This window comes from Trueperaceae bacterium, from assembly GCA_023954415.1.
GTDB lineage: Bacteria > Deinococcota > Deinococci > Deinococcales > Trueperaceae > JAAYYF01.
Genome location: JAMLIB010000013.1, coordinates 1 through 20,591 on the forward strand (window position 1 = coordinate 1; position 20,591 = coordinate 20,591).

The 20,591-nt window shown below is 71.3% G+C and carries 15 protein-coding genes; 14 read left to right on the top strand and 1 reads right to left on the bottom strand.

Features of this window, described 5'->3' with window-relative positions:
• The 3 genes from M9914_13340 to M9914_13350 all read left to right on the top strand — a co-directional run.
• Nucleotides 1-255 (top strand): hypothetical protein (locus M9914_13340; GenBank protein MCO5175159.1); only part of this gene is annotated, 255 nt, incomplete at its 5' end.
• A gap of 1 nt (nucleotide 256) precedes the next feature.
• The gene (locus tag M9914_13345; GenBank protein ID MCO5175160.1) at nucleotides 257-1,084 is read left to right on the top strand and encodes a carbohydrate ABC transporter permease; all 828 of its coding nucleotides are present in this window, start codon (nucleotides 257-259) and stop codon (nucleotides 1,082-1,084) included.
• Nucleotides 1,081-2,331 carry a DUF1343 domain-containing protein gene (locus M9914_13350; protein ID MCO5175161.1) on the top strand — a complete coding sequence of 417 codons (1,251 nt, stop codon included), beginning with the start codon at nucleotides 1,081-1,083 and terminating at the stop codon, nucleotides 2,329-2,331. Before M9914_13345 ends, M9914_13350 begins: the two co-directional genes overlap by 4 nt.
• 103 nt (nucleotides 2,332-2,434) lie before the next feature.
• On the opposite strand, the gene M9914_13355 is transcribed toward M9914_13350, so the two are convergent.
• Entirely contained in the window at nucleotides 2,435-3,097 is a 663-nt protein-coding gene (locus M9914_13355; GenBank protein MCO5175162.1) for a hypothetical protein, read from the bottom strand.
• Between the two features lie 331 nt (nucleotides 3,098-3,428).
• On the opposite strand from M9914_13355, the gene nifJ reads away from it, so the two are divergent.
• The 11 genes from nifJ (at nucleotide 3,429) to M9914_13410 (ending at nucleotide 20,517) form a co-directional block, all read left to right on the top strand.
• Nucleotides 3,429-7,115 (top strand): pyruvate:ferredoxin (flavodoxin) oxidoreductase, encoded by a 3,687-nt coding sequence (gene nifJ / locus M9914_13360; protein ID MCO5175163.1) that lies wholly within the window; start codon nucleotides 3,429-3,431, stop codon nucleotides 7,113-7,115.
• A 3-nt stretch (nucleotides 7,116-7,118) separates the two neighbouring features.
• Entirely contained in the window at nucleotides 7,119-8,135 is a 1,017-nt protein-coding gene (locus M9914_13365; protein ID MCO5175164.1) for a dihydroorotate dehydrogenase-like protein, read from the top strand.
• 125 nt (nucleotides 8,136-8,260) lie between these two features.
• Nucleotides 8,261-11,038, top strand: coding sequence for a pyruvate, phosphate dikinase (ppdK, locus tag M9914_13370; protein MCO5175165.1), 2,778 nt, complete (start codon nucleotides 8,261-8,263; stop codon nucleotides 11,036-11,038).
• A 180-nt stretch (nucleotides 11,039-11,218) separates the two neighbouring features.
• Entirely contained in the window at nucleotides 11,219-11,473 is a 255-nt protein-coding gene (locus tag M9914_13375) for an AbrB/MazE/SpoVT family DNA-binding domain-containing protein (GenBank protein MCO5175166.1), read from the top strand.
• Nucleotides 11,461-11,871 (top strand): PIN domain-containing protein, encoded by a 411-nt coding sequence (locus M9914_13380; GenBank protein ID MCO5175167.1) that lies wholly within the window; start codon nucleotides 11,461-11,463, stop codon nucleotides 11,869-11,871. The genes M9914_13375 and M9914_13380 overlap by 13 nt, the downstream gene beginning before the upstream one ends.
• A 158-nt stretch (nucleotides 11,872-12,029) precedes the next feature.
• Nucleotides 12,030-13,256, top strand: coding sequence for an ROK family transcriptional regulator (locus M9914_13385; GenBank protein ID MCO5175168.1), 1,227 nt, complete (start codon nucleotides 12,030-12,032; stop codon nucleotides 13,254-13,256).
• A gap of 56 nt (nucleotides 13,257-13,312) precedes the next feature.
• Nucleotides 13,313-14,563 (top strand): sugar ABC transporter substrate-binding protein, encoded by a 1,251-nt coding sequence (locus M9914_13390; GenBank protein ID MCO5175169.1) that lies wholly within the window; start codon nucleotides 13,313-13,315, stop codon nucleotides 14,561-14,563.
• Nucleotides 14,564-14,814: 251 nt separating this feature from the next.
• On the top strand, nucleotides 14,815-17,559 hold the full coding sequence (locus M9914_13395) for a hypothetical protein (GenBank protein ID MCO5175170.1): 2,745 nt from the start codon (nucleotides 14,815-14,817) through the stop codon (nucleotides 17,557-17,559).
• Nucleotides 17,560-17,564: 5 nt separating this feature from the next.
• Nucleotides 17,565-18,434, top strand: a complete 870-nt coding sequence (locus M9914_13400) for a sugar ABC transporter permease (protein MCO5175171.1) — start codon at nucleotides 17,565-17,567, stop codon at nucleotides 18,432-18,434.
• Nucleotides 18,435-18,448: 14 nt separating this feature from the next.
• Nucleotides 18,449-19,378: a carbohydrate ABC transporter permease gene (locus M9914_13405; protein ID MCO5175172.1), complete on the top strand. Its 930-nt coding sequence runs from the start codon at nucleotides 18,449-18,451 to the stop codon at nucleotides 19,376-19,378.
• On the top strand, nucleotides 19,375-20,517 hold the full coding sequence (locus M9914_13410; GenBank protein MCO5175173.1) for a glycoside hydrolase family 15 protein: 1,143 nt from the start codon (nucleotides 19,375-19,377) through the stop codon (nucleotides 20,515-20,517). Before M9914_13405 ends, M9914_13410 begins: the two co-directional genes overlap by 4 nt.
• The last annotated feature ends 74 nt before the right edge of the window (nucleotides 20,518-20,591 follow it).

Sequence of the window (20,591 nt, forward strand, 5' to 3'; positions counted from 1 at the left end):
ATCCTCACGTTCATCTGGGACTTCAACGCCTTCGAGCTCGTGTTCGTCATGCAGGGCGCGTCCGGCTCGCCGGCGTACGCGACCGACCTCCTCGCCACGTTCTTCTACCGGACGGCTTTCGGGGACCCGACCACCGGCGGCGAGCCGGGGCAGATCGGGCTCGCGGCCGCCATCGGCGTGTTCATGCTCGTGATCATCGGTGCCGTCTCGGTGCTCGGCGTGCGCTTCATGGGCCGCAGGCAGGCGGAGCTCTGACATGCGGAGCCGCGCCGTTCCCACCACGTTCATCTACCTGTTCCTCGCTCTGCTCGCGCTCGTCTTCCTCTACCCGGTGATCCTGATGGTCCTCACGGCCTTCAAGACGACGCCCGAGATCTTCCGCAACCCGTTCGGCCTACCGGAGGCGTTCTCCTGGAAGGGCTTCCAGAACGTCTGGGAGCGGGCGCGCTTCGGCCTTTACTTGCGCAACAGCGTCATCATCACCGGCGCCTCCGCCCTGCTGCTCCTCGCCACGGCCGCGCCCGCCGCGTACGCGCTCGCGCGTTACACCTTCAGGCTCAAGACCGTCCTGTTCGTGTTCTTCCTGGCCGGCATCATGATCCCCATCCGCCTCGGCATCCTGCCCCTCTACCTGCTCATGCGCGACCTCGGCCTCCTCGACTCGCCCTTCGCGCTGATCCTCACGTACACGGCCTCGGGCATGCCCATGAGCGTGTTCCTGCTGTCCGTGTTCTTCCGCAACCTGCCCCGCGAGCTGGAGGACGCCGCCCGCATCGACGGCTGCACGGAGGGGCAGACGTTCTACCGGATCATGCTCCCCCTCGTGCGGCCGGGCCTCGCCACCGTCGTCATCGTCAACGTCGTGCCGTGGTGGAACGACTTCTTCTTCCCGCTCCTCTTCCTCACGACGGACAGGTGGAAGACCATCCCGTTGGGCATGCAGGTCTTCTTCGGCCAGCACCTCATCGACTGGAGCCTCGTCTTCAGCGGCATGGTGCTCGCGAGCCTCCCACTCCTCGTCGTCTACCTGATCATGTCCAGGCAGTTCATCGCCGGCCTCACGGCGGGGGCCGTGAAGGGGTGAGCGGCGGCGCGACGGCGCGTGGCCTGGCCCGGAGCGCTCGCGAGGAGGGTGGCGCGCGGGCGAGCCTCGGTATCGACGCGTTCCTGGCCGCGCCGGAGCGCTACTTGGCGGCGGGTCGGCGGGTAGCGCTCCTCACGAACCAGGCCGCGCTGACGAGCGCCGGCGTGCCGACGCTCGAGGCCGTGCGGCGCGCGCCCGGCGTGGAACTCGTCTCGCTCCTCACCCCGGAGCACGGCTTCAGCGGCTACGAGGACGACGCGACCCCTATCGGCGACCGGCGCGACCCTCGAACAGGACTGGCGTTGCAGAGCCTGTACGGGCCGCGCCGCCGACCGACGCCCGCGGCCCTCGCCGCCGTGGACGCGGTGATCGTCGACCTACAGGACGTCGGCGTGCGCTGCTACACCTACCCGACCACGGCCGCGCTCGTGTGCGAGGCCGCCGCCGAGGCCGGCAGGAGGGTGGTGCTGTGCGACCGCCCGAACCCCCTCGGCCCGCGGGTGGACGGCCCTATGTTGGAGCCCGCCAGGCGTTCGTTCATCGGCTACCTCGACGTGCCGTTCCAGCACGGGCTGAGCATGGGGGCCGCCGTGGCGCGGGGCACGCTGGGCGGCGGCGGTCTCGTCGTGGCCCCGGCCGCCGGTTGGGAGCCAGGGTCGTCCGACCCCGTCCTGCCCGGCGCCGTGCCGCTGCCGTTCGTGCCGCCCTCGCCCGGGCTCCCGACGCCGGCAGCGGTCGCGCTCTACCCGGGCCTCGTACTCCTGGAGGGCACGAACCTGAACGAGGGCCGCGGCACCACGCTTCCGTTCCAGCTCCTCGGGGCGCCGTGGCTCGACGGCTACGAGCTGGCCGGCGCCCTGACCGAGCTGGGCGTGCCCGGCCTGCGCTTCCGCCCCGTTAGCTACGTGCCGCGCTCCGATACGCACGCCGGCGAGACGTGCCACGGCGTGCACCTGCTCGTCGAGGACGGCGCGGCCCTGCGCCCGCTCCCGGCGCTCGTGCGGATCCTGCGGCACGTGCGCGAGACGCACCCGGAGGAGTTCAGCTGGGTGCTGGCCGCCGACAAGCCGTGGAGCAAGTTGCCGGGCGCCGGCGAGCCGTGGCACGAGCCCGTCACCGGCCACCTGGTCGACGCCTTGACGGGCGACGACAGCGTGCGGCGCGTGGTGGAAGGCGAGGTGCCGCTCGAGCAGGCGCAGGCCGCCTGGTCCGCGGCGGCCGAGGGCTGGCGGCGAACGCTCGGTTAGGCGCCGGGTCGGTGTCCGAACCCGGGCGACCAGGACGCGGACCGGCACGGGCTTCGGCTCGGGGTATGCGCCGCCGACCGTCCCGGTAGGCCGGTACCGCTCCTCAGGCTCTGCCCGCCAACCACACGACGTGCCGTTCGCCCCTGTTACCGCGTGAGCGCACGGACTTCTCCGTCACCTGGAACCCGGCGCGCGCGAGGCGTTTCGCGAAGGCGGGGCTCTGGAAGGACGACCACACTGCGAGGACGCCCCGCGGCGCGAGGGCCGCCCGGGCGGCCGCCAGCCCGGCCGCCGAGTAGAGCCACTCGTTGCCGTCCTGGGTCGTGCCCTCCGGGCCGTTGTCCGTGTCGAGGAGGATCAGGTCGTGGCGGCCCGGCGCGCCTTGCAACAGTTCGGCCACGTCCGTCACCGCGACCCGCACGCGCGGGTCCGCCAGGGGCGCGCCTGCCAGGTGCGAGAGGACCGTGCGGTTCCACTCCACGACCGCGGGCACGAGCTCCGCGACCGTCACGCGCGCGTCCGGCCCCAGCGCGCCGAGCACGGCCCTGAGCGTGAAGCCCATGCCGAGACCGCCGACGAGCACCGAGCGCGGCGCCCCGTGGGCGCGTGCTGCGAGGGTGGCGAGCGCCTCCTCCGACCCGTGCCGGCGGCTGTTCATGAGCTCGACGTTGGCGACGCGCAACGCGTACTCCTCGCCGCGGCGGTGGAGCGACATGCGCTCGCCGGTCGGGAGGACGGTCTCGCCGAGGAGTTCCCACGGGATCACTGTCGTTCCTCCAGGGCAACAAAAAAACGCGCTCTCGCGCGTTCGATATCTTCAAGATACACCCGTATGCAGTATTCGTCAAGGGGTTGCAGCGGAGCGACGGCTCTCGCGCCCCTCGCCACTGGAATCGCGCGTCAAACCGCAGGCGTGGGCGTGAAACCCGGCGCGGTTCGAAGCGTCTCGAGACAAGGCGAGGCCGGCTGGCGGAGCCCTCACGGGCCTCCGGGGCCATATGCCCCTGCCGCTTGCCGCTAGCCTCGAGGTGAGGCCCGGACGGTAGCGCGGTCTCGTTGCCTTACCCGGGCACGGTCTTCACGAGGAAGGAGCCGCCATGCCCGGGACGCGCAGCGTAGTCGACGGGAACGAGGCCGCCGCCCTGGTGGCGCACAAGGTCAACGAGGTCATCGCCATCTACCCGATCACCCCCGCCTCGCCCATGGGCGAGCTCGCAGACGCCTGGTCGGCGGCCGGCAGGCGCAACCTGTGGGGCCAGGTGCCCCAGGTCGTGCAGCTCCAGAGCGAGGGCGGCGCGGCCGGCACCGTCCACGGCGCGCTGCAGGCCGGCGCGCTCACGACGACCTTCACGTCGTCGCAAGGCCTGCTCCTCATGCTGCCGAACATGTTCAAGATCGCGGGCGAGCTGACGCCGGCCGTCATCCACGTGGCCGCGCGCTCCGTCGCCGCGCACGCGCTCTCGATCTTCGGCGACCACTCCGACGTCATGGCCGCCCGCCCCACCGGCTGGGCCATGCTCTTCGCGACCTCCGTGCAGGAGGCGCACGACCTGGCGCTCATCGCCCAGGCCGCCACCCTGCGCTCGCGCGTGCCGTTCCTGCACGTCCAGGACGGCTTCCGCACCAGCCACGAGGTGGCGCGGATCCTCACGCTGACGGACGAGGACCTCAGGGCGTTCCTGCCCGACGAGCTCGTGGCCGCCCACCGGGCGCGCTCCCTCGACCCGGACCGGCCCGTCCTGCGCGGCACGGCCCAGAACCCCGACGTCTTCTTCCAGTCAAGGGAAGCCGCCAACTCCTACTACGCGGCCGTGCCGGACATCGTGGCGGAGCTCTTCGCCGCGTTCGCCGAGCGCACTGGCCGCGCGTACCGCGCGTTCGACTACTGGGGCGCTCCCGACGCCGAGCGGGTCCTCGTGGTCATGGGCTCGGGGGTCGTGACCGCCCGCGAGACCGTCGCCAAGCTCGTGGCGGCGGGGGAGAAGGTCGGCCTCGTCGCCGTGCGCCTCTACCGTCCGTTCGACTCCGAGGCCTTCGCCGCCGCGCTCCCTCCGAGCACGCGCGGCATCGTGGTCCTCGACCGCACGAAGGAGCCGGGCGCGGCCGGCGAGCCCCTCTACCAGGACGTCGTCACGGCCCTCGCCGAGCGGTGGCCCGACGCGCTCGCGCGCCCGCGGGTCCTGAACGGCCGCTACGGCCTCGGCAGCAAGGAGTTCACGCCGCGCATGGCGAAGGCGGCGCTCGACGCCCTGGAGGACGGGAACGCGCCGCGCTCGTTCACCGTCGGCATCGCCGACGACGTCACGCGCCTCTCGTTGGCGGTCGACCCGCTGTTCGCAACGGAGCGGCCGGAGGTCACGCGCGCCGTGTTCTACGGCCTCGGCAGCGACGGCACGGTGGGCGCCACCAAGAACAGCGTCAAGATCATCGGCGAGCATACGGACCTGGACGCCCAGGGTTACTTCGTGTACGACTCGAAGAAGTCGGGCGCCGTCACGGTCTCGCACCTGCGCTTCGGCCCCGAGCCCGTGGCGAGCCCGTACCTCATCGAGGCTGCCGGCTTCATCGGCGTCCACTGGTTCGAGCTCATGTACTCGCGCGACGTGCTCGGCCTGGCCGCGCCGGGCGCCACCGTCCTCTTCAACGCGCCCTTCGGGCCGGACGAGCTCTGGGACCGCCTCCCCGTGGAGGCCCAGCGCCTCGTGCGCGAGCGCGGGCTCGAGCTCTACATGGTCGACGGCGACAAGGTGGCCTTCGACGCCGGCCTCGGCTCGCGCGTCAACACCGTCATGCAGACCTGCTTCTTCGCCCTGTCGGGCGTGCTCCCGCGGGAGGACGCGGTCGCGGCCATCAAGGCGGCCATCGACCGCACCTACGGCAAGCGCGGCGGCACGGTCCTCGCGCGCAACCACGCCGCCGTCGACGCGGCGCTCGCGAACCTCCACCCCGTCGCGGTCCCGGCCGAGGGCGAGAGCCGCTACCGCCGCCTCGCGCTCGTGCCAGACCACGCGCCGGACTTCGTGCAGCGCGTGACGGCCAGGCTCATGGCGGGCGAGGGCGACCTCCTGCCCGTCTCGGCCTTCCCCGTGGACGGCACGTACCCGACCGACACGGCCAGGTGGGAGAAGCGCTCCATCGCCTCCGAGGTGCCGATCTGGCGCAAGGACATCTGCACGCAGTGCAACCTGTGCGCGCTCGCCTGCCCGCACTCGGCCATCCGCGTCAACGCGGTGCCGCGCGCGCTCCTCGACGGGGCCCCCGACGGCTTCGAGTGGACGCCGTGGACGGGCAAGGACGAGAGCCTGGCCGGCTACGCCTACGTCGTGCAGCTCGCGCCCGACGACTGCACGGGCTGCGGCGTGTGCGTCGACGTCTGCCCGGCGCGCGACAGGACCGACCTCAAGCGCAAGGCCATCAACCTCGAGCCGAAGCGCGACCACCTGGAGCGCGAGCGCGCCAACTGGGCGTTCTTCGAGCGGCTGCCGTACCCGCGCCCGGGCTTCGACGCGCTCGACCCGATCAAGGCCTCGCAGCTCCGCGAGCCCCTCTTCGAGTTCTCCGGCGCCTGCGCCGGCTGCGGGGAGACGCCCTACCTCAAGCTCCTCAGCCAGCTCTTCGGCGACCACCTCATCGTCGCCAACGCCACCGGCTGCTCCTCGATCTACGGCGCGAACCTCCCCACCACGCCGTGGGCCAAGGGGGCCGACGGGCGCGGCCCGGCCTGGAACAACTCCCTCTTCGAGGATGCCGCCGAGTTCGGTCTCGGCATGCGCCTCGCCGTCGACGCGAAGGCGGAGCAGGCGCTCGACCTGGTGGCGCGGCTCAGGGGCAGGCTCGGCGACGGGCTCGCCGACGCCCTCGCCCGGGGGGTCGGTGCCCGGGACGACGCGGGGATCGAGGCGCAGCGCGAGCGCGTGGCGGAGCTGCTGGCGCGGCTCGCCGAGCTCGAGCGCCACGGCTCCCTGACGGAGTCCGAGCTCCGCGACGCCGCGCGCCTGCGCACGGTGGCGGAGACGCTCGTCTACCGCCAGCTCTGGATCGTGGGTGGTGACGGTTGGGCGTACGACATCGGCTTCGGCGGCCTCGACCACGTGCTCGCGAGCGGGCGCGACGTCAACGTGCTCGTCCTCGACACGGAGGTGTACAGCAACACGGGCGGGCAGGCCTCGAAGGCGACGCCGCGCGCCGCCGTCGCCAAGTTCGCGGCGAGCGGCAAGGCCGTCGGGAAGAAGGACCTCGGGCAGATCGCGATGGCTTACGGCGACGTCTACGTCGCCCAGATCGCCCTTGGCGCGAGCCCGCGACAGGCGATCGAGGTCTTGCGCGCCGCCGCCGAGTGGCCGGGTCCGAGCCTGGTCGTCGCGTACAGCCCCTGCATCGCCCACGGCATCGAGATGAGCACGATGATGACCCACCAGCGCGACGCCGTGCGCGCCGGCTACCTCACCCTCTACCACTACGACCCCCGCGAGGCGCTCAAGGAGGGCGGCGGCCAGCCGCTCGTGCTCGATTCGCGCCCGCCCAAGGGCTCGCTCGCCGAGTGGGCGGCGACGGAAGGGCGGTTCTCCGTCCTGGCGCGCACGCAGCCGGAGCGGGCGGCCGCCCTCATGGAGCTCGCGGAGGCCGACGCCAAGGCGCGGCGGGCGCTGTACGAGCAGCTCGCGGCCGTGCACCACGTGGTGCGGGGCGGGGCCGGCGGGTCGTCGGCCGGCGGCCCGACCGCGTCGGCTCCGGCCGGCGCCGGCAAGGCAGTGGCGACGAACGACACGGAAGCGGAGGTGTGAAGCATGAACCCCGGCTTGGAGACCGTCTACCTAGGCATGCGGTTGCGTAGCCCCGTCGTCGCGTCCTCGTCCCCGCTCACGGGTCGCCTGGAGACGCTGCGGCGCCTCGACGACGCCGGCGTCGGCGCCGTGGTGCTCCCGTCCCTGTTCGAGGAGCAGATCGAGCGCGAGGAGCTGCTCCTCGCGGGGTTGCACGCCATCGGACGCGAGATCTCGCCCGAGGCGACCGGCTATCTCGACCAGTTCACGGGCGAGCCGCTGACGGTCGACGACTACCTCCGCCACCTCGCCGAAGCCAAGATGGCCGTCTCGGTGCCCATCATCGCCAGCCTCAACGGCCACCGCCCGGGCGGCTGGACGCGCTACGCGCGGGAGCTGCAGGACGCGGGCGCCGACGCCATCGAGTTGAACGTCTACTTCCTTCCCACCGACCCGGGCGTGAGCGCCGAGGAGATCGAGCGGCGCACGTGCGAGATCGTGCACGAGGTCACGAGCCGGGTCGGCGTGCCCGTGTCCGTCAAGCTCGGCCCCTGGTTCTCGTCGCTCCCGCACTTCGTCGGCCGCCTCGCCGGGGCCGGCGCCAGCGGCGTGGTCCTCTTCAACCGCTTCTACCAGCCCGACATCGACCTGGAGGAGCTCGACGTCGTGCCGAGCCTGGCGCTCTCGACGAGCGCTGAGGCGCGCCTCGCCCTGCGCTGGATCGCCATCCTGCAAGGGCGCGCGCACCTCGACCTCGCGGGCGCGGGTGGCGTCCACGACGCCGCCGACGTGGCGAAGCTGCTGCTGGTCGGCGCCGACGTCGTGACCATGACCTCGGCGCTGCTCCTGCACGGACCGGAGCACGTGACGACCGTCCTGCGCGGGCTGCAGGCGTGGATGCGCGAGCGGGGCTACGACAACGTCTCCGAGCTGCGCGGCGCGCTCTCGCAACGCTCTGCGCCCGACCCGGAGGCGTTCGAGCGGGCGAACTACCTGAAGGCGCTCTCCGGCTTCGCGTTCGGGTACCGGGTGGGCGGGTGAGGCCTGCCGCGCCGGGAGAGGACGTCCGCCTCTGACGGCGGCCCGGCCGCCGACCTTAGGCTCGTCTTGGATACGGGCGACCGCGAGAACGCAGCGAAGGGCGGCACGTCCGGGAAGGAGTCGCGATGAGCAAGAAGTGGGTCTACCAGTTCTCGGAGGTCGGGATCGCCGAGGACCTGACGGGTAGCTGGGACGGCGCTCGCGCGCTCCTCGGCGGCAAGGGCGCCAACCTGGGCGACATGACGCGGCTCGGCGTGCCCGTGCCGCCGGGCTTCACCGTCTCGACGGAGGCGTGCAACGCCTACCTCGCCGCGGGCGGCCGGTTCCCGGACGGCATGTGGGAGCAGGAGCTCGCGGCGCTGCGGCGCGTCGAGGAGGAGACGGAGAAGACGTTCGGCGACCCCGCCAAGCCGCTACTCGTGTCGTGCCGCTCCGGCGCCAAGTTCTCCATGCCGGGGATGATGGACACCATCCTCAACCTCGGTCTGAACGACGACGTCGCCCGGGGGCTCATCGCCCTGACGGCCGACCCGCGCTTCGTCTACGACTCCTACCGGCGCCTCGTGCAGATGTTCGGCAGCGTCGTGCTCGGCGTGCCGGACGAGGTCTTCGAGGCCGTCATAACGGCGCGGCGGAACGCGGCCGGCGTCAAGGTCGACGCCGAGCTTGGGGCGGTCGACTGGCAGGAGATCACCCGCAAGTTCAAGGAGATCGTCCGCACGTACACGGGCGCTCCGTTCCCGGAGGAGCCGCTCGAGCAGCTCCGCCTGGCCACGGAGGCCGTGTTCCGCTCGTGGAACGGCAAGCGGGCCGTCGACTACCGCAACGCCGCCGGCATCCGCCACGACCTCGGCACGGCCGTGAACATCCAGGCCATGGTGTTCGGCAACATGGGCGAGGACTGCGCGACGGGCGTGGCCATGAGCCGCAACGCCACGACGGGCGAGAACCACCTGGAAGGCGACTTCCTCGTCAACGCCCAGGGCGAGGACGTGGTGGCCGGCATCCGCACCACGCAGCCCCTCGAGGAGCTGGCGGACGTCATGCCGAAGGCGTTCGCCGAGTTCGCCGCCATCGCCAAGCGGCTCGAGCGCCACTACCGCAACATGCAGGACATGGAGTTCACCGTCGAGCACGGCAAGCTCTGGGTCCTCCAGACCCGCGACGGCAAGCGCACGGCCCAGGCGGAGGTCCGCATCGCGGTCGAGATGGTCGACGAGGGCCTCATCGAGCGGCGCGAGGCCGTCAAGCGCGTCAAGCCCGAGCAGATCGACTACTTCCTGCACCCGCAGTTCGAGGCCAAGGCGCGCAAGGCCGCCAACAAGCTCGCCGCGGGCCTCAACGTCTCGCCCGGCGCCGCCGTCGGCGCGGTCGCGTTCGACGCCGACACGGCCGAGCGGTGGGCCAAGGACGGCCGCGCGGTCGTCATGGTCAGGCCGGAGACGAAGCCGGACGACGTCCACGGCATGCTCGCCGCCAAGGGCATCCTGACGAGCTCCGGCGGGCGCACGAGCCACGCCGCCCTCGTCGCGAGGCAGTTCGGCAAACCCGCCGTCGTCGGCGTGGCCGCGCTGCACATCGACCTCGACAAGCGCGACATGACCGTCGGCGATATCGTCATCAAGGAAGGTGACGTCGTCTCCATCGACGGCACCGTCGGGGACGTCTACCTTGGCGCGCTGCCCACCGTCATCCCCGACATCGACAACCCGTACCTCACGAAGCTCCTCGCGTGGGCCGACGACATCCGCACGCTCGGCGTGCGCGCCAACGCCGACTACCCGGCCGACGCGCGGCGGGCGCGGGCCTACGGCGCCGAGGGCCTCGGCCTCGTGCGCACCGAGCACATGTTCTTCGAGACCGAGCGGATCCCCATCGTGCAGAAGATGATCATGGCGCGCACCACCACGGAGCGTGCCGAGGCCCTCGCCGCCCTGCTGCCCCTGCAGCGCGGCGACTTCGAGGGGCTCTTCCGCGCGATGGACGGCCTGCCCGTCATCATCCGCCTCCTCGACCCGCCGCTGCACGAGTTCCTCCCGTCCCACGACGAGCTCACCAGCGCGCTGGCCGACCTCAAGATGCAGCTCCAGCACTTCCGCACCTTCGAGGAGATGGACCGGGCACTCGCCGTCATCCGGCACAAGCAGGACCACCTCGCGCGCGTCACCGAGCTGCGCGAGGCCAACCCCATGCTCGGCACGCGCGGCGTGCGCCTCGGCATCCTCATCCCCGAGCTGACCCGCATGCAGGTCAGGGCCGTCTTCGAGGCCGCCTGCACGGTCAAGCGCGAGGGGCTCGACGTGCACCCGGAGGTCATGATCCCGCTCGTCAGCCACGTGAACGAGCTGCGCAGCCAGAAGCGCGCCCTCGAGGAGGAGGCCAAGCTCGTCATGGCCGAGCAGGGCGTGAGCGTCGACTACCGCTTCGGGACGATGATCGAGGTTCCCCGGGCCGTCCTCACGGCCGGCGACCTCGCCGAGGACGCCGAGTTCTTCAGCTTCGGCACGAACGACCTGACGCAGACCGCCTTCGGCATCTCGCGCGACGACGCCGAGAAGGGCTTCCTCATGCACTACCTCGAGAAGGGCATCCTCGAGGAGAACCCCTTCGCGACCATCGACGAGGCCGGCGTCGGCAAGCTCATCGAGACGGGCACGCGCCTAGGCCGCGCCGCGCGACCCGACCTCGAGGTCGGCATCTGCGGCGAGCACGGTGGCGACCCCGCGTCCATCCACCTCTGCCACCGCTACGGCCTCGACTACGTGAGCTGCTCGCCGTTCCGCGTGCCCATCGCGCGGCTCGCGGCGGCGCATGCGGCGTTGAAGTTCCCGAAGGTCGTCGAGACGGGTGGGCCGATGAGCGAACCCGCGCGGGGTACCGGTAAGGAGTTGGTCGGGGCGTAGGGGGGCGGTCACGGTTCACCCGCGCGCTCACAAGGCGCGGTTCGGGACGTGAGTGCAAGGAGGGCTCGGTGGCCTCGGGGGGCGCCGGGCCCTCAGCCTGCTGCTTCACGGGTTCACCTGCCGCCCACTGCGAGCGTCAGCTCCGTGGACGAATATCCGAATTGCGGATATGCTGTGAGAATGAGTAACGAGGCGCCGCTGGTTCAGCTCTCGGGGCGAGGCCAAGTCACCCTTCCCGCGGACGTGCGTCGGGTGCTCGGTCTGCATGCGGGCGACGCTTTCCGGGTCGGCATCGAGGAAGGGCGGATCGTCCTTCAACCCGTCGAGGTCATGCCGGTCGAGCTGTACTCGGATGAGCGGATCGCGGAGTTCCTGGCTGCCAGCGAGCTCACCGAAGAAGAACTCGCCGAGGCCCGCGGCCGATGGGGCCTGTAAGGGCCTTCCTCGACGCCAACGTCTTGTTCAGCGCGGCGCTCGGCGGCCCGACGTTCGCTCTGCTGTGGGAGCTGGCTGGTGTCGGCAAGGTTCGCCTCGTCACGAGCGTCTACTGCCACCTCGAAGCCGAGCGCAACCTCGCGCGCAAGTATCCCGGGCGCTCGAGCGCCCTCGCGGCCCGGATGGAACACGTCCTGGTCGTTCCGGGCGTTCGCGATCGAGTCGTTCCCCCGGTTCCGCTCGCGCAGAAGGACTTGCCCGTCTACTCGGTAGCGGTGGCCGTGCTGGCCGACGTGCTCCTCACGGGAGATACGAAGCACTTCTCTCCCCTCATGGAGCGGACCGACCTACCGCTCAGGGTGATGACCGTCGCGCGCTTCCTCAAGGCGGGCTACTGAGCCCGTAGAGCCGCTCGCTGGACGCCACCTTCGTCTTGCTCGGGCGCGCCGCTCTTGCTGTTCGCCGATCGCGCCGACCGCTGGTCACCCAGTGGCCTTGACAACTCGCGACGCCCGGTTCAATACTTGCTACACCAAATGAACTAAAGGGCGTGTCCATGCGGAACGGCTCAACCAGCGCACTCGGTCGCGAGAAGATCCGGTTACTCAACCAGAGCGCGATCATCAACGCGATCCACCGGTCGAGGAAGATCTCGCGGACGGACCTGGCCGTCCAACTCCGCTTGAGCCCCGCCGCCGTCACGAACCTCACCGCCTCCCTGATAGACACGGGGCTCGTCGTCGAGGTCGAGGTGGGCGAGTCGCAGTCGGTCGGGCGCAAGCCCATCCTGCTCGGCATCAACTACGACCACTCCTACGTCGTGGGGGCCAAGGTCATGCCCGACGCCATCGTGGCGTCGCTCACCAACCTCAACGCCGACGTGCTCGGCACGGTGCGCGTCCCGCTCGCCGACTCCGCCGTCGGCACGGTCGCCGCCGCGGTGGTGGCGTCCAAGGCCGAGCTCTGCGACAAGCTCGGCGTCCCCGGTCACCGCGTGGCCGGGCTGGGCGTGAGCCTGCCCGGCGTCGTCGACTACCTCACGGGCATCGTCAAGCACTCCGACCTGCTCGGCTGGCACGACGTTCGCCTCGCCGAGGAGCTGCGCGACGTGGCCGGGCTCTCCGCCGTCGTCGAGAACGACGTGAACGCCCTCGCCGCCGCCCAGAGCTGGTTCGGCCTCGGGCGCGCGCACGACTCCTTCCTGACCGTGACCATGGGGCGCGGTGTCGGCCTTGGCATCGTGATAGGCGGCGCCATCTACCGCGGTCCCCGCGGCGGCGCCGGCGAGGTCGGGCATACCCGCTGCACGCCGATCGGACCGCGCGTCATGCGGCCCGGCACCACGACCCTCGAGGAGCGGCTGGGCGACGCCGCCCTGTTGGCCGAGGCGCACCGCGCCGTCGCCGGCTTCCCACGAGACGCGCGTCCGGAGGCGCTCACCGCTCTGGCGGCGCGGGGCGACGAGACGGCCCTCGGCCTGCTCGCCGACGCTGGCGAGTGCCTGGGCGTCGCCCTGAGCGACCTCGTGAACCTTTTCGCGCCCACCCTCGTCATCCTCGGCGGGGAAGGGCTGCGGAACTCCAAGTACTTCCTGCCCCACGTTCGACCGGCGCTCGAGAGGCACGCCTTCGGCGGCCTGGCCGACGGCCTCGAGCTGATCGTCGACTCGTGGGGCGACGACGCGTGGGCGCGCGGGGCCGCCGGCCTCGCCGCCGCACGCTTCCTCGAGGCCGCGACCGAGCCGTTGTCGGCGCTGCAGACCGGGCCCGGTCTGACGCGATGACGGCTCGTCGGCGACGACTTTGCAGCAAGAAGCCCAGCGAGGCGAAGGAGGAAGTCATGAAGAGGCACAAGGCAAGCGGTTGGCTGACGAGGTTGGCGTTCGCGCTGGCGCTCGGCCTGGCCGCGTTCGGTACGGCGCAGACGGTCAACTACTTCTCGTTCACGACGGGCTCGGACAAGCTGGACGTGCTCGAGCACCTCATCGACGTGTTCGAGGCGGAGAACCCCGGCATCAAGATCAACTACACGACCGCCGACTTCGGCTCGTACTTCACGAAGCTCCAGACCGACTTCGCGGCCGGGACGTCACCCGACGTCTTCGAGCTCAACTACGAGAACTTCGTGACCTTCGCCTCGCGCGGGACGTTGCGCGACCTGCGCGACGAGATGGCCGGTAGCAGCCTGGTGAAGGACGACACGTTCTACCCGGCGGCCCTCGACGCCTTCAGTTACGACGGCGCCCAGCTCGGCCTGCCGATCACGTTCTCGACCGTGCTCCTCATCTACAACAAGGACCTGTTCGACGCCGCCGGCGTGGCCTACCCGACGGACGACTGGACGTGGGACGACGTCATCGCGGCCGGCAAGGCCATCAGCGATCCGGCGAAGCGCGTCTGGGGCATCTCCCAGCCCGTGCAGTTCTGGGAGTTCTACAAGGTGGCCGAGCAGGCCGGCGGCGGCCTGACCGTCACGCCGACCGTCCAGATCGACACGCACGAGAACCGCGCCGCCGCGCACTACCTCGTCGACAAGGTGCAGCTCCACCACATCATGCCGACCGACGCGGAGATGAGCGGCGTCGGCGACATCGACCTCTTCCTCAACCAGCAGCTCGGCATGATCGTCACGGGCATCTGGATGTTCGACAACTTCGTCACGAACGCCACCTTCGACTGGGACGTCGCGGTCGAGCCGGGCGGCGCGCGCAAGGCCACGCACTTCTTCTCCAACGCCGCCGTCGTGTCGAGCCAGAGCAAGGTGCAAGGCGCCGCCTACAAGTGGGTGGAGTTCCTCGCCGCCCACCCGGCCGTCGTCGAGGCGCGCATCGAGTCGAACTGGGAGCTCTCGGCGCTCTCGCTCGACCAGGCCGACGCGCTCGAGCCGTACCTCGCCAAGCCCGTGCCCGCGAACCGCGAGGCCGTGTTCGAGTCGCTCGCGTACGCCGTCAACCCGCCCGTCGTCGAGAACCAGCCCGAGCTCCAGGACATCGTCAACCAGGAGCTCGAGGCCGCGCGCCTCGGCACCAAGACGGTCGAGCAGGCGCTGCAGGACGCGCAGAAGCGCGTCGAGGCGCTCGTAGGGCGGTAGGCGCGCCGCAGCGTTGTGGGGCGCCGCGCGACTTCGCGGCGTCCCACACACGACCAGCGCATTCGCGCCGCCGAGTCGCGCGGCGCCACCACGCGCGACCAGCGCATGCACGCCGCCACGCGTACGCGTCGCCCGTCGATGTCGACCCGGCGATGTTCGGCACGACCCCGCGCCTACCACTCCCCGTCCCCGGCGCGCGGGCCGATCGCGCCACCGCTGCCACGACCGCGCTCCAGGAGGCTGAACGCCCGATGATCGTGCACGACCCGTTCGGTATCGACGACCCCTACAAGAGCAGCCCCACCGAGCGCTTCCCGCGCGACCCGGCGCCCGGCGACGCCGTGCAGGTCGGCTTCCGCGTGCCGGCGGGCGCGCGGGAGGCCTGGGCGGAGGTGACGCATACCAGGCACGGCGGCGCGCCGGAATCGCGGCGCGTCGCCGCCATGAAGCTTGCGGGCGACGCGTGGGCCGTCGACCTCGGCTCTTTCCCCGACGGCGGCGTGGAGTACGTGCTGCGCGCGCTGCCGGACGGGTTGCCGGGCGCCGCGTCGGATGGCGTGTCGGACGGCACCTCTGACGCCGTGTCTGACGCCGTGTCTGACGCCGCGTCTGGCGTAGCCACGGGCGGGCGACCTCTCAGCGCTGGGCCGTACCGGTTCGACGTCGGCGCCTGGACGACCGTGACCGGCGTGGGTGAAGCCTTCCTCGTGGGCGACGCATCCGGCGACGAGGTGCGGGTCGAGCTCACCGCCGATCGCGGGACGGCGTGGCTTGCGTTCGCGTTCCCGACGGCTGGGGCGTGCCGGTTGGTTCTGAGGCGAGCGGAGCCGACGGGGGCGGGAGCGGCGCCGCGAGGTACGGCAGGGGAGAACGTCGCCGGAGCGAACGTGGCCCGAGGGAACGCGGTCGAAGAGAACCTCGCCGCAGGCAACGCTGCCGGCGAGAGCGCCGCCGCGAAGGGTGCGGCCGCCCTCCGAGGCGCCCGGCCCGGCTCCCCCGCCGAGCTGCGCGAGACCCTCTGGGGCTTCACGATCGAGGCGCCGGGCATCGTCGTGCGCGTCGAGCGCGCCGACCTCACGGTGAGCGCCGCCACGCCTGGGGCGCCCCACACGCCGCTCTTCTCCGGCAGCCTGCGCTTCGCGTGGCTCGAGCGGGCGGGCGTGATGAGCACGACCGTCGTCGCCAACTTCCTCACGGGCGAGGGCGAGGCCATTTACGGCCTCGGCGAGCGCTTCGTCGACGCCGACCGCAACGGTCAGCGCTGGGACCTGCGCGTCTACGAGGAGTACAAGGAGCAACGCAAACGAACCTATATCCCTGTCCCGCTACTCGTATCGGAGCGGAGCTACGGCGTGTGGCTCGACGTTCCGGAACCGAGCTATCTAGACCTGACCGAACGCGAGGCGGCCTGGACCGTCGAGCGGCTCCATGGCGAGCCCGACGGCTCGGAGCGCAGCCTGCTCGACCTCGTGGTGTTCGTGGCCGACGAGCCATACGCGGTCACCGCCGCCTTCACGCGCCTGACCGGCCGCCCGGCCGTGCCGCCCGCCTGGGCGTTCGGGCCGTGGATGTCCGCCAACACCTGGAACTCGCAGGCGTTGGTCGAGGAGGTCGTGGGGCGCACGCTCGCCGAGGACGTGCCCGCCTCCGTGATCGTCATCGAGGCGTGGAGCGACGAGTCGACCTTCTATATCTTCAACGACGCCGAGTACGAGCCGAAGGCGGAAGGGGCCGCGCATAGGCTCGGAGACTTCCGGTTCAAGGGCAGGTGGCCCGACCCGAAGGCCATGGTGGACTGGTGCCACGCGAACGGCGTGCGCGTCGTGCTCTGGCAGATCCCCGTGCACAAGCGGCTCGGCGAGCCCCACGCCCAGCACGACCTCGACGGCGAGTACATGCTCGAGCACGGCCTCGCCGTCCTGAACCCCGACGGCAGCGCTTACCGGAATAAGGGCTGGTGGTTCACGGACGCGCTCGTGGCCGACTTCTCGAACCCGGCCACGAGCGAGTTCTGGTTCGGCAAGCGCCGCTACCTGTTCGATGAGCTGGGCATAGACGGCATGAAGACCGACGGGGGCGAGCACCTGTGGGGCCGCGGGCTCAGGGCGCACGACGGACGGCGCGGCCTCGAGCTCTTCAACACGTACGCGAACGACTACGTCGGCGCCTATCACACGTTCATCCAGGACGCGACGGACGGCGACGGGGTAACGTTCTCGCGCTCCGGCTACACGGGCGCGCAGTGCTTCCCCATCCACTGGGCCGGGGACGAGGACAGCACGTGGAACGCCTACCGGGCGTCGGTGAAAGCCGGCCTCTCGGCCGGCGTGAGCGGGATCGGCATGTGGGCGTGGGACCTCGGTGGGTTCAGCGGGGAGATCCCGCCCGCGGACCTGTACATGCGCTCCGCCGCCATGGCCGCGTTCTGCCCGGTCATGCAGTACCACTCGGAGCCCCACGGGGCGAGCGAGCGCCGCGACCGGACGCCGTGGAACATCGCCGAGCGCCACGGCGACCCGAACGCGCTGAGGGTCTACCGGCGCTACGCGCACCTGCGTATGCGCCTGCGCGACTACCTACACGGCGAGGCGGAGGCGGCCGCCGCGGCCGGTCTCCCGCTCATGCGCTACCCGGCGCTCGCCTACCCGGGCAGGCACGACTTCCTGGCCGCCGACGAGTACGCCTACCTCCTGGGCAGGGACCTGCTCGTGGCGCCCGTCGTTGAGCGCGGCGTGGAGACGCGCGAGGTGCGGCTCCCGCCCGGCGCCTGGGTCGACCTCTGGTCGGGCGGCGAACTGGCGGGCGACCGCGTGTTCCACGCCCCCGCCACGCTGGACACCATCCCCGTCTTCGTGCGCGCGGACAGCGAACGGTTGGCGTTCCTGCTGAGCGCCGCGGCCGGGCTGCCAGGAGGCGCGCGCGCGGCGGTTGCGGAAGGCGCGGGCGCGGCGCCGTCCGCGAGCGCCGGCGCGCCGCAACAGGGAAGCGAAGCGTAGCGCGCATGTACGAGCGCGGTTGGCGACGCTTCGGGGTCCTGGCGCTCTTCCTGGGGCCGAGCCTCATCGGCCTGCTCGCGTTCACGGTCGGGCCCATGCTGACCTCGCTCGGGCTCTCGTTCACGAACTGGGACCTGCTCACGCCGGCCAAGTTCGTCGGCGGCGCGAACTACCAGCGCCTCGTCACCGACGCCGAGTTCTGGCACACGCTCAAGAACACCCTCACGTTCCTCCTCGGTTACGTGCCCCTCGTGCTCTGCGCCGGGCTGCTCATCGCCGTGCTCCTCAACAGCGCCATCCCGTTCAGCCAGGCGTTCCGCGTCATGTACTTCGTGCCCGTCGTCACCTCGTGGGTGGCCGTCGCCCTCGTGTGGAAGTGGCTCTACAACCCCGTGTACGGCCTGATCAACAACGCGCTCTCGGCCATCGGCATCGCCGGCCCGGCGTGGCTGTTCGACCCTAACTGGGCGATGCCCGCCGTGATCCTGACGAGCGTATGGAAGGACACGGGCTTCGTGATGATCATCATTCTCGCCGGCCTGCAAGGCATACCGCGCGAGTACTACGAGGCCGCGAGCATCGACGGCGCCACGCGCGCCCAGTCGCTCTGGGCGATCACCATCCCGCTCCTCGCGCCGACCCTCGTGTTCTGCCTCAGCATCAGCCTGATCGGCTCGTTCCAGGTGTTCGACCAGGTGTACGTGATGACGGACGGCGGACCGGCCGGCGCCACCATGGTCCTCGTCGAGAGGATCGTCTCGCACGCGTTCTCCTACAGCCGGATGGGCTACGCGTCCGCGCTCTCGTGGGTGCTGTTCCTGATCATCTTCGTCGTGACCGTGTTCTTCTACCAACTGCGGCGGTGGCGCTCGTGAGGCGGGGTCCGTCCGTGGCCAGGCTGACAGGCGCCGTCGTTCCGCAGGGCCCGCGCGCCGGGTTCGCCACCGCCGGCGGGCCCGCGTCCGGCCGTGCCGGGGCGCGGTCAGGTCGCCGCCGCGTCCGGGCGCGCACCGTCGTCCTGACGCTCCTCGCCCTGGCCGGCGGCCTCCTCATGATCACGCCGTTCCTGTGGGCGATAGGCACCTCGCTGAAGCCAAGCGGCGCGCTCCTGAGCCTTCCGCCGCAGTTGCTACCCGCCGAACCGACCACCTCCGCCTACACGGCCGTGCTCACGCGCTTCCCGTTCCTGCGAGTGTTCGGCAACTCGCTCCTGGTGGCCGCGGCGACGACGCTGGGGCAGCTGGTCGTGTGCTCGATGTCGGGCTACGCGTTCGCACGCTTCCGGTTCCCCGGCCGCGACGCGCTCTTCACCGTCTACCTCGCCACCCTGATGGTGCCGTTCGCCGTGGTCATCACGCCGCTCTTCATCTTCGTCACGCGCCTCGGCTGGGCGAACAGCTACGCCGGGCTCATCATCCCCGGCATGTTCAGCGCGTTCGGCACGTTCTTCATGCGCCAGTTCTTCCTCTCGATCCCGCGCGAGCTCGAGGAGGCCGCCACCATCGACGGCGCCTCGACCCTCGCCACCTTCTTCCGGGTCGTGCTGCCCATGACGGGCCCGGCGCTCGCGACCCTCACGGTGCTCTCGTTCATGGGCTCGTGGAACAGCTTCCTGTGGCCGCTGCTCATCATCAACGACCGCACGCTCATGACCCTGCCCATCGCGCTCTCCACGCTGCAGGGCCTCTACCCGGGGCAGACGCAGTGGAACGTCGTCATGGCCGGCACGGTGCTGGCGACCATCCCGACGATCGCGGTCTTCCTCTTCGCCCAACGGTGGGTCATCGAGGGCGTGGCGGGGTCCGGGGTGAAGGGGTGAGCGGCGGCGGCGGCGAGGCAGTTGGCGGTCCCGCGGGCGCGGCGAACGACGGCCGCGCCGGCGCTCCGGATGGGGGTAGCGGCGTCGGCGTCGACGTGGCGCTCATCCTCGGGGCGCAGGACCCCGGTGGCGCGTACCCGGCCGGCCCGTCCTTCTCGCAGTACCAGCAGTGCTGGTTGCGCGACGGCGCCTTCATCGCCCACGCCCTCGACCGCGTCGGCGAGCACGGCAGCGTCGCCCGCTTCCACGCCTGGGTGGCGCGCTGCCTGGAGCCGTTGGCGCCGTACGTGCGGGAGCTGCGGGCCCGGCGCGAGGCGGGCGACCCCATCACCGAGTTCGAGTTCCTGCCCGCGCGCTTCACGCTAGCGGGCGCTTGGCTCAAGGACGGCTGGCCTAACTTCCAGCTCGACGGTTACGGGCAGTGGCTCTGGAGCCTCGCCGGTCACCTGCGCGCCACCGGCTCCTCGCGGATGCCCGCCGCTCTGGTTCCGGCCGTGGCGGTGGCGGTCGACTACCTGGAGGCGTTCTGGAACGAGCCGTGCTACGACTCGTGGGAGGAGCACAGGAGCCAGCTGCATACCGCCACCCTGGCGTCGATCGCCGCGGGGCTGCGCGACATAGCGGTGTTTGTGCCGGCGTCCGGACTGGCGACGCGGGCTCTGCGCGTCCACGCCGCCGTCCTCGCGTTCATCGAGGCCGAGTGCGTTCAGGACGGCGCCTTCGTCAAGTACGTCAGGAACCCGGCCGTGGATGCGTCCTTGTTGTGGTTGGCCACGCCGTTCGACCTCGTGAGCCCCTCCGACGCGCGCATGGCGCGCACCGTCGCGAGGATCGAGCGCGAGCTGCTGGGCGGCGGGCTGCGGCGTTACGCCGCCGACACCTACTACGGCGGCGGCGAGTGGGTGCTCCTCACGGCCTGGCTCGCCTGGCACAGGCGTCGGCTCGGCGACGAGGCCGGCGCCGCCCGCCTCCTCGCCTGGGTGGAGGCGCACCGAGGGGCGGACGGCGCGCTCCCCGAGCAGGTGCCGGGCGCGGACTGTCACCCGTACTTCTTCGAGTACTGGACGAGGAACTGGGGCGAGTCGGCCGGGCCGCTCCTGTGGTCGCACGCCATGGCGGTGGTGGCGCGGTTGGGGTGACAAGCCCCGCGACGTGACGTGGCCCCGCTCGTCACGCCATGCCGCGCCCGGCAAGCGCCTGCCGCGCGGCGCGC

What these genes read in the sequence shown, in the direction of transcription:
- M9914_13380 (MCO5175167.1), top strand. Translation starts at nt 11,461, where the DNA reads ATGGGGCCTGTAAGGGCCTTCCTCGACGCCAACGTCTTGTTCAGCGCG.
- M9914_13345 (MCO5175160.1), top strand. Translation starts at nt 257, where the DNA reads ATGCGGAGCCGCGCCGTTCCCACCACGTTCATCTACCTGTTCCTCGCT.
- nifJ (MCO5175163.1), top strand. Translation starts at nt 3,429, where the DNA reads ATGCCCGGGACGCGCAGCGTAGTCGACGGGAACGAGGCCGCCGCCCTG.
- M9914_13400 (MCO5175171.1), top strand. Translation starts at nt 17,565, where the DNA reads ATGTACGAGCGCGGTTGGCGACGCTTCGGGGTCCTGGCGCTCTTCCTG.
- M9914_13385 (MCO5175168.1), top strand. Translation starts at nt 12,030, where the DNA reads ATGCGGAACGGCTCAACCAGCGCACTCGGTCGCGAGAAGATCCGGTTA.
- M9914_13390 (MCO5175169.1), top strand. Translation starts at nt 13,313, where the DNA reads ATGAAGAGGCACAAGGCAAGCGGTTGGCTGACGAGGTTGGCGTTCGCG.
- M9914_13365 (MCO5175164.1), top strand. Translation starts at nt 7,119, where the DNA reads ATGAACCCCGGCTTGGAGACCGTCTACCTAGGCATGCGGTTGCGTAGC.
- M9914_13395 (MCO5175170.1), top strand. Translation starts at nt 14,815, where the DNA reads ATGATCGTGCACGACCCGTTCGGTATCGACGACCCCTACAAGAGCAGC.
- M9914_13375 (MCO5175166.1), top strand. Translation starts at nt 11,219, where the DNA reads ATGAGTAACGAGGCGCCGCTGGTTCAGCTCTCGGGGCGAGGCCAAGTC.
- ppdK (MCO5175165.1), top strand. Translation starts at nt 8,261, where the DNA reads ATGAGCAAGAAGTGGGTCTACCAGTTCTCGGAGGTCGGGATCGCCGAG.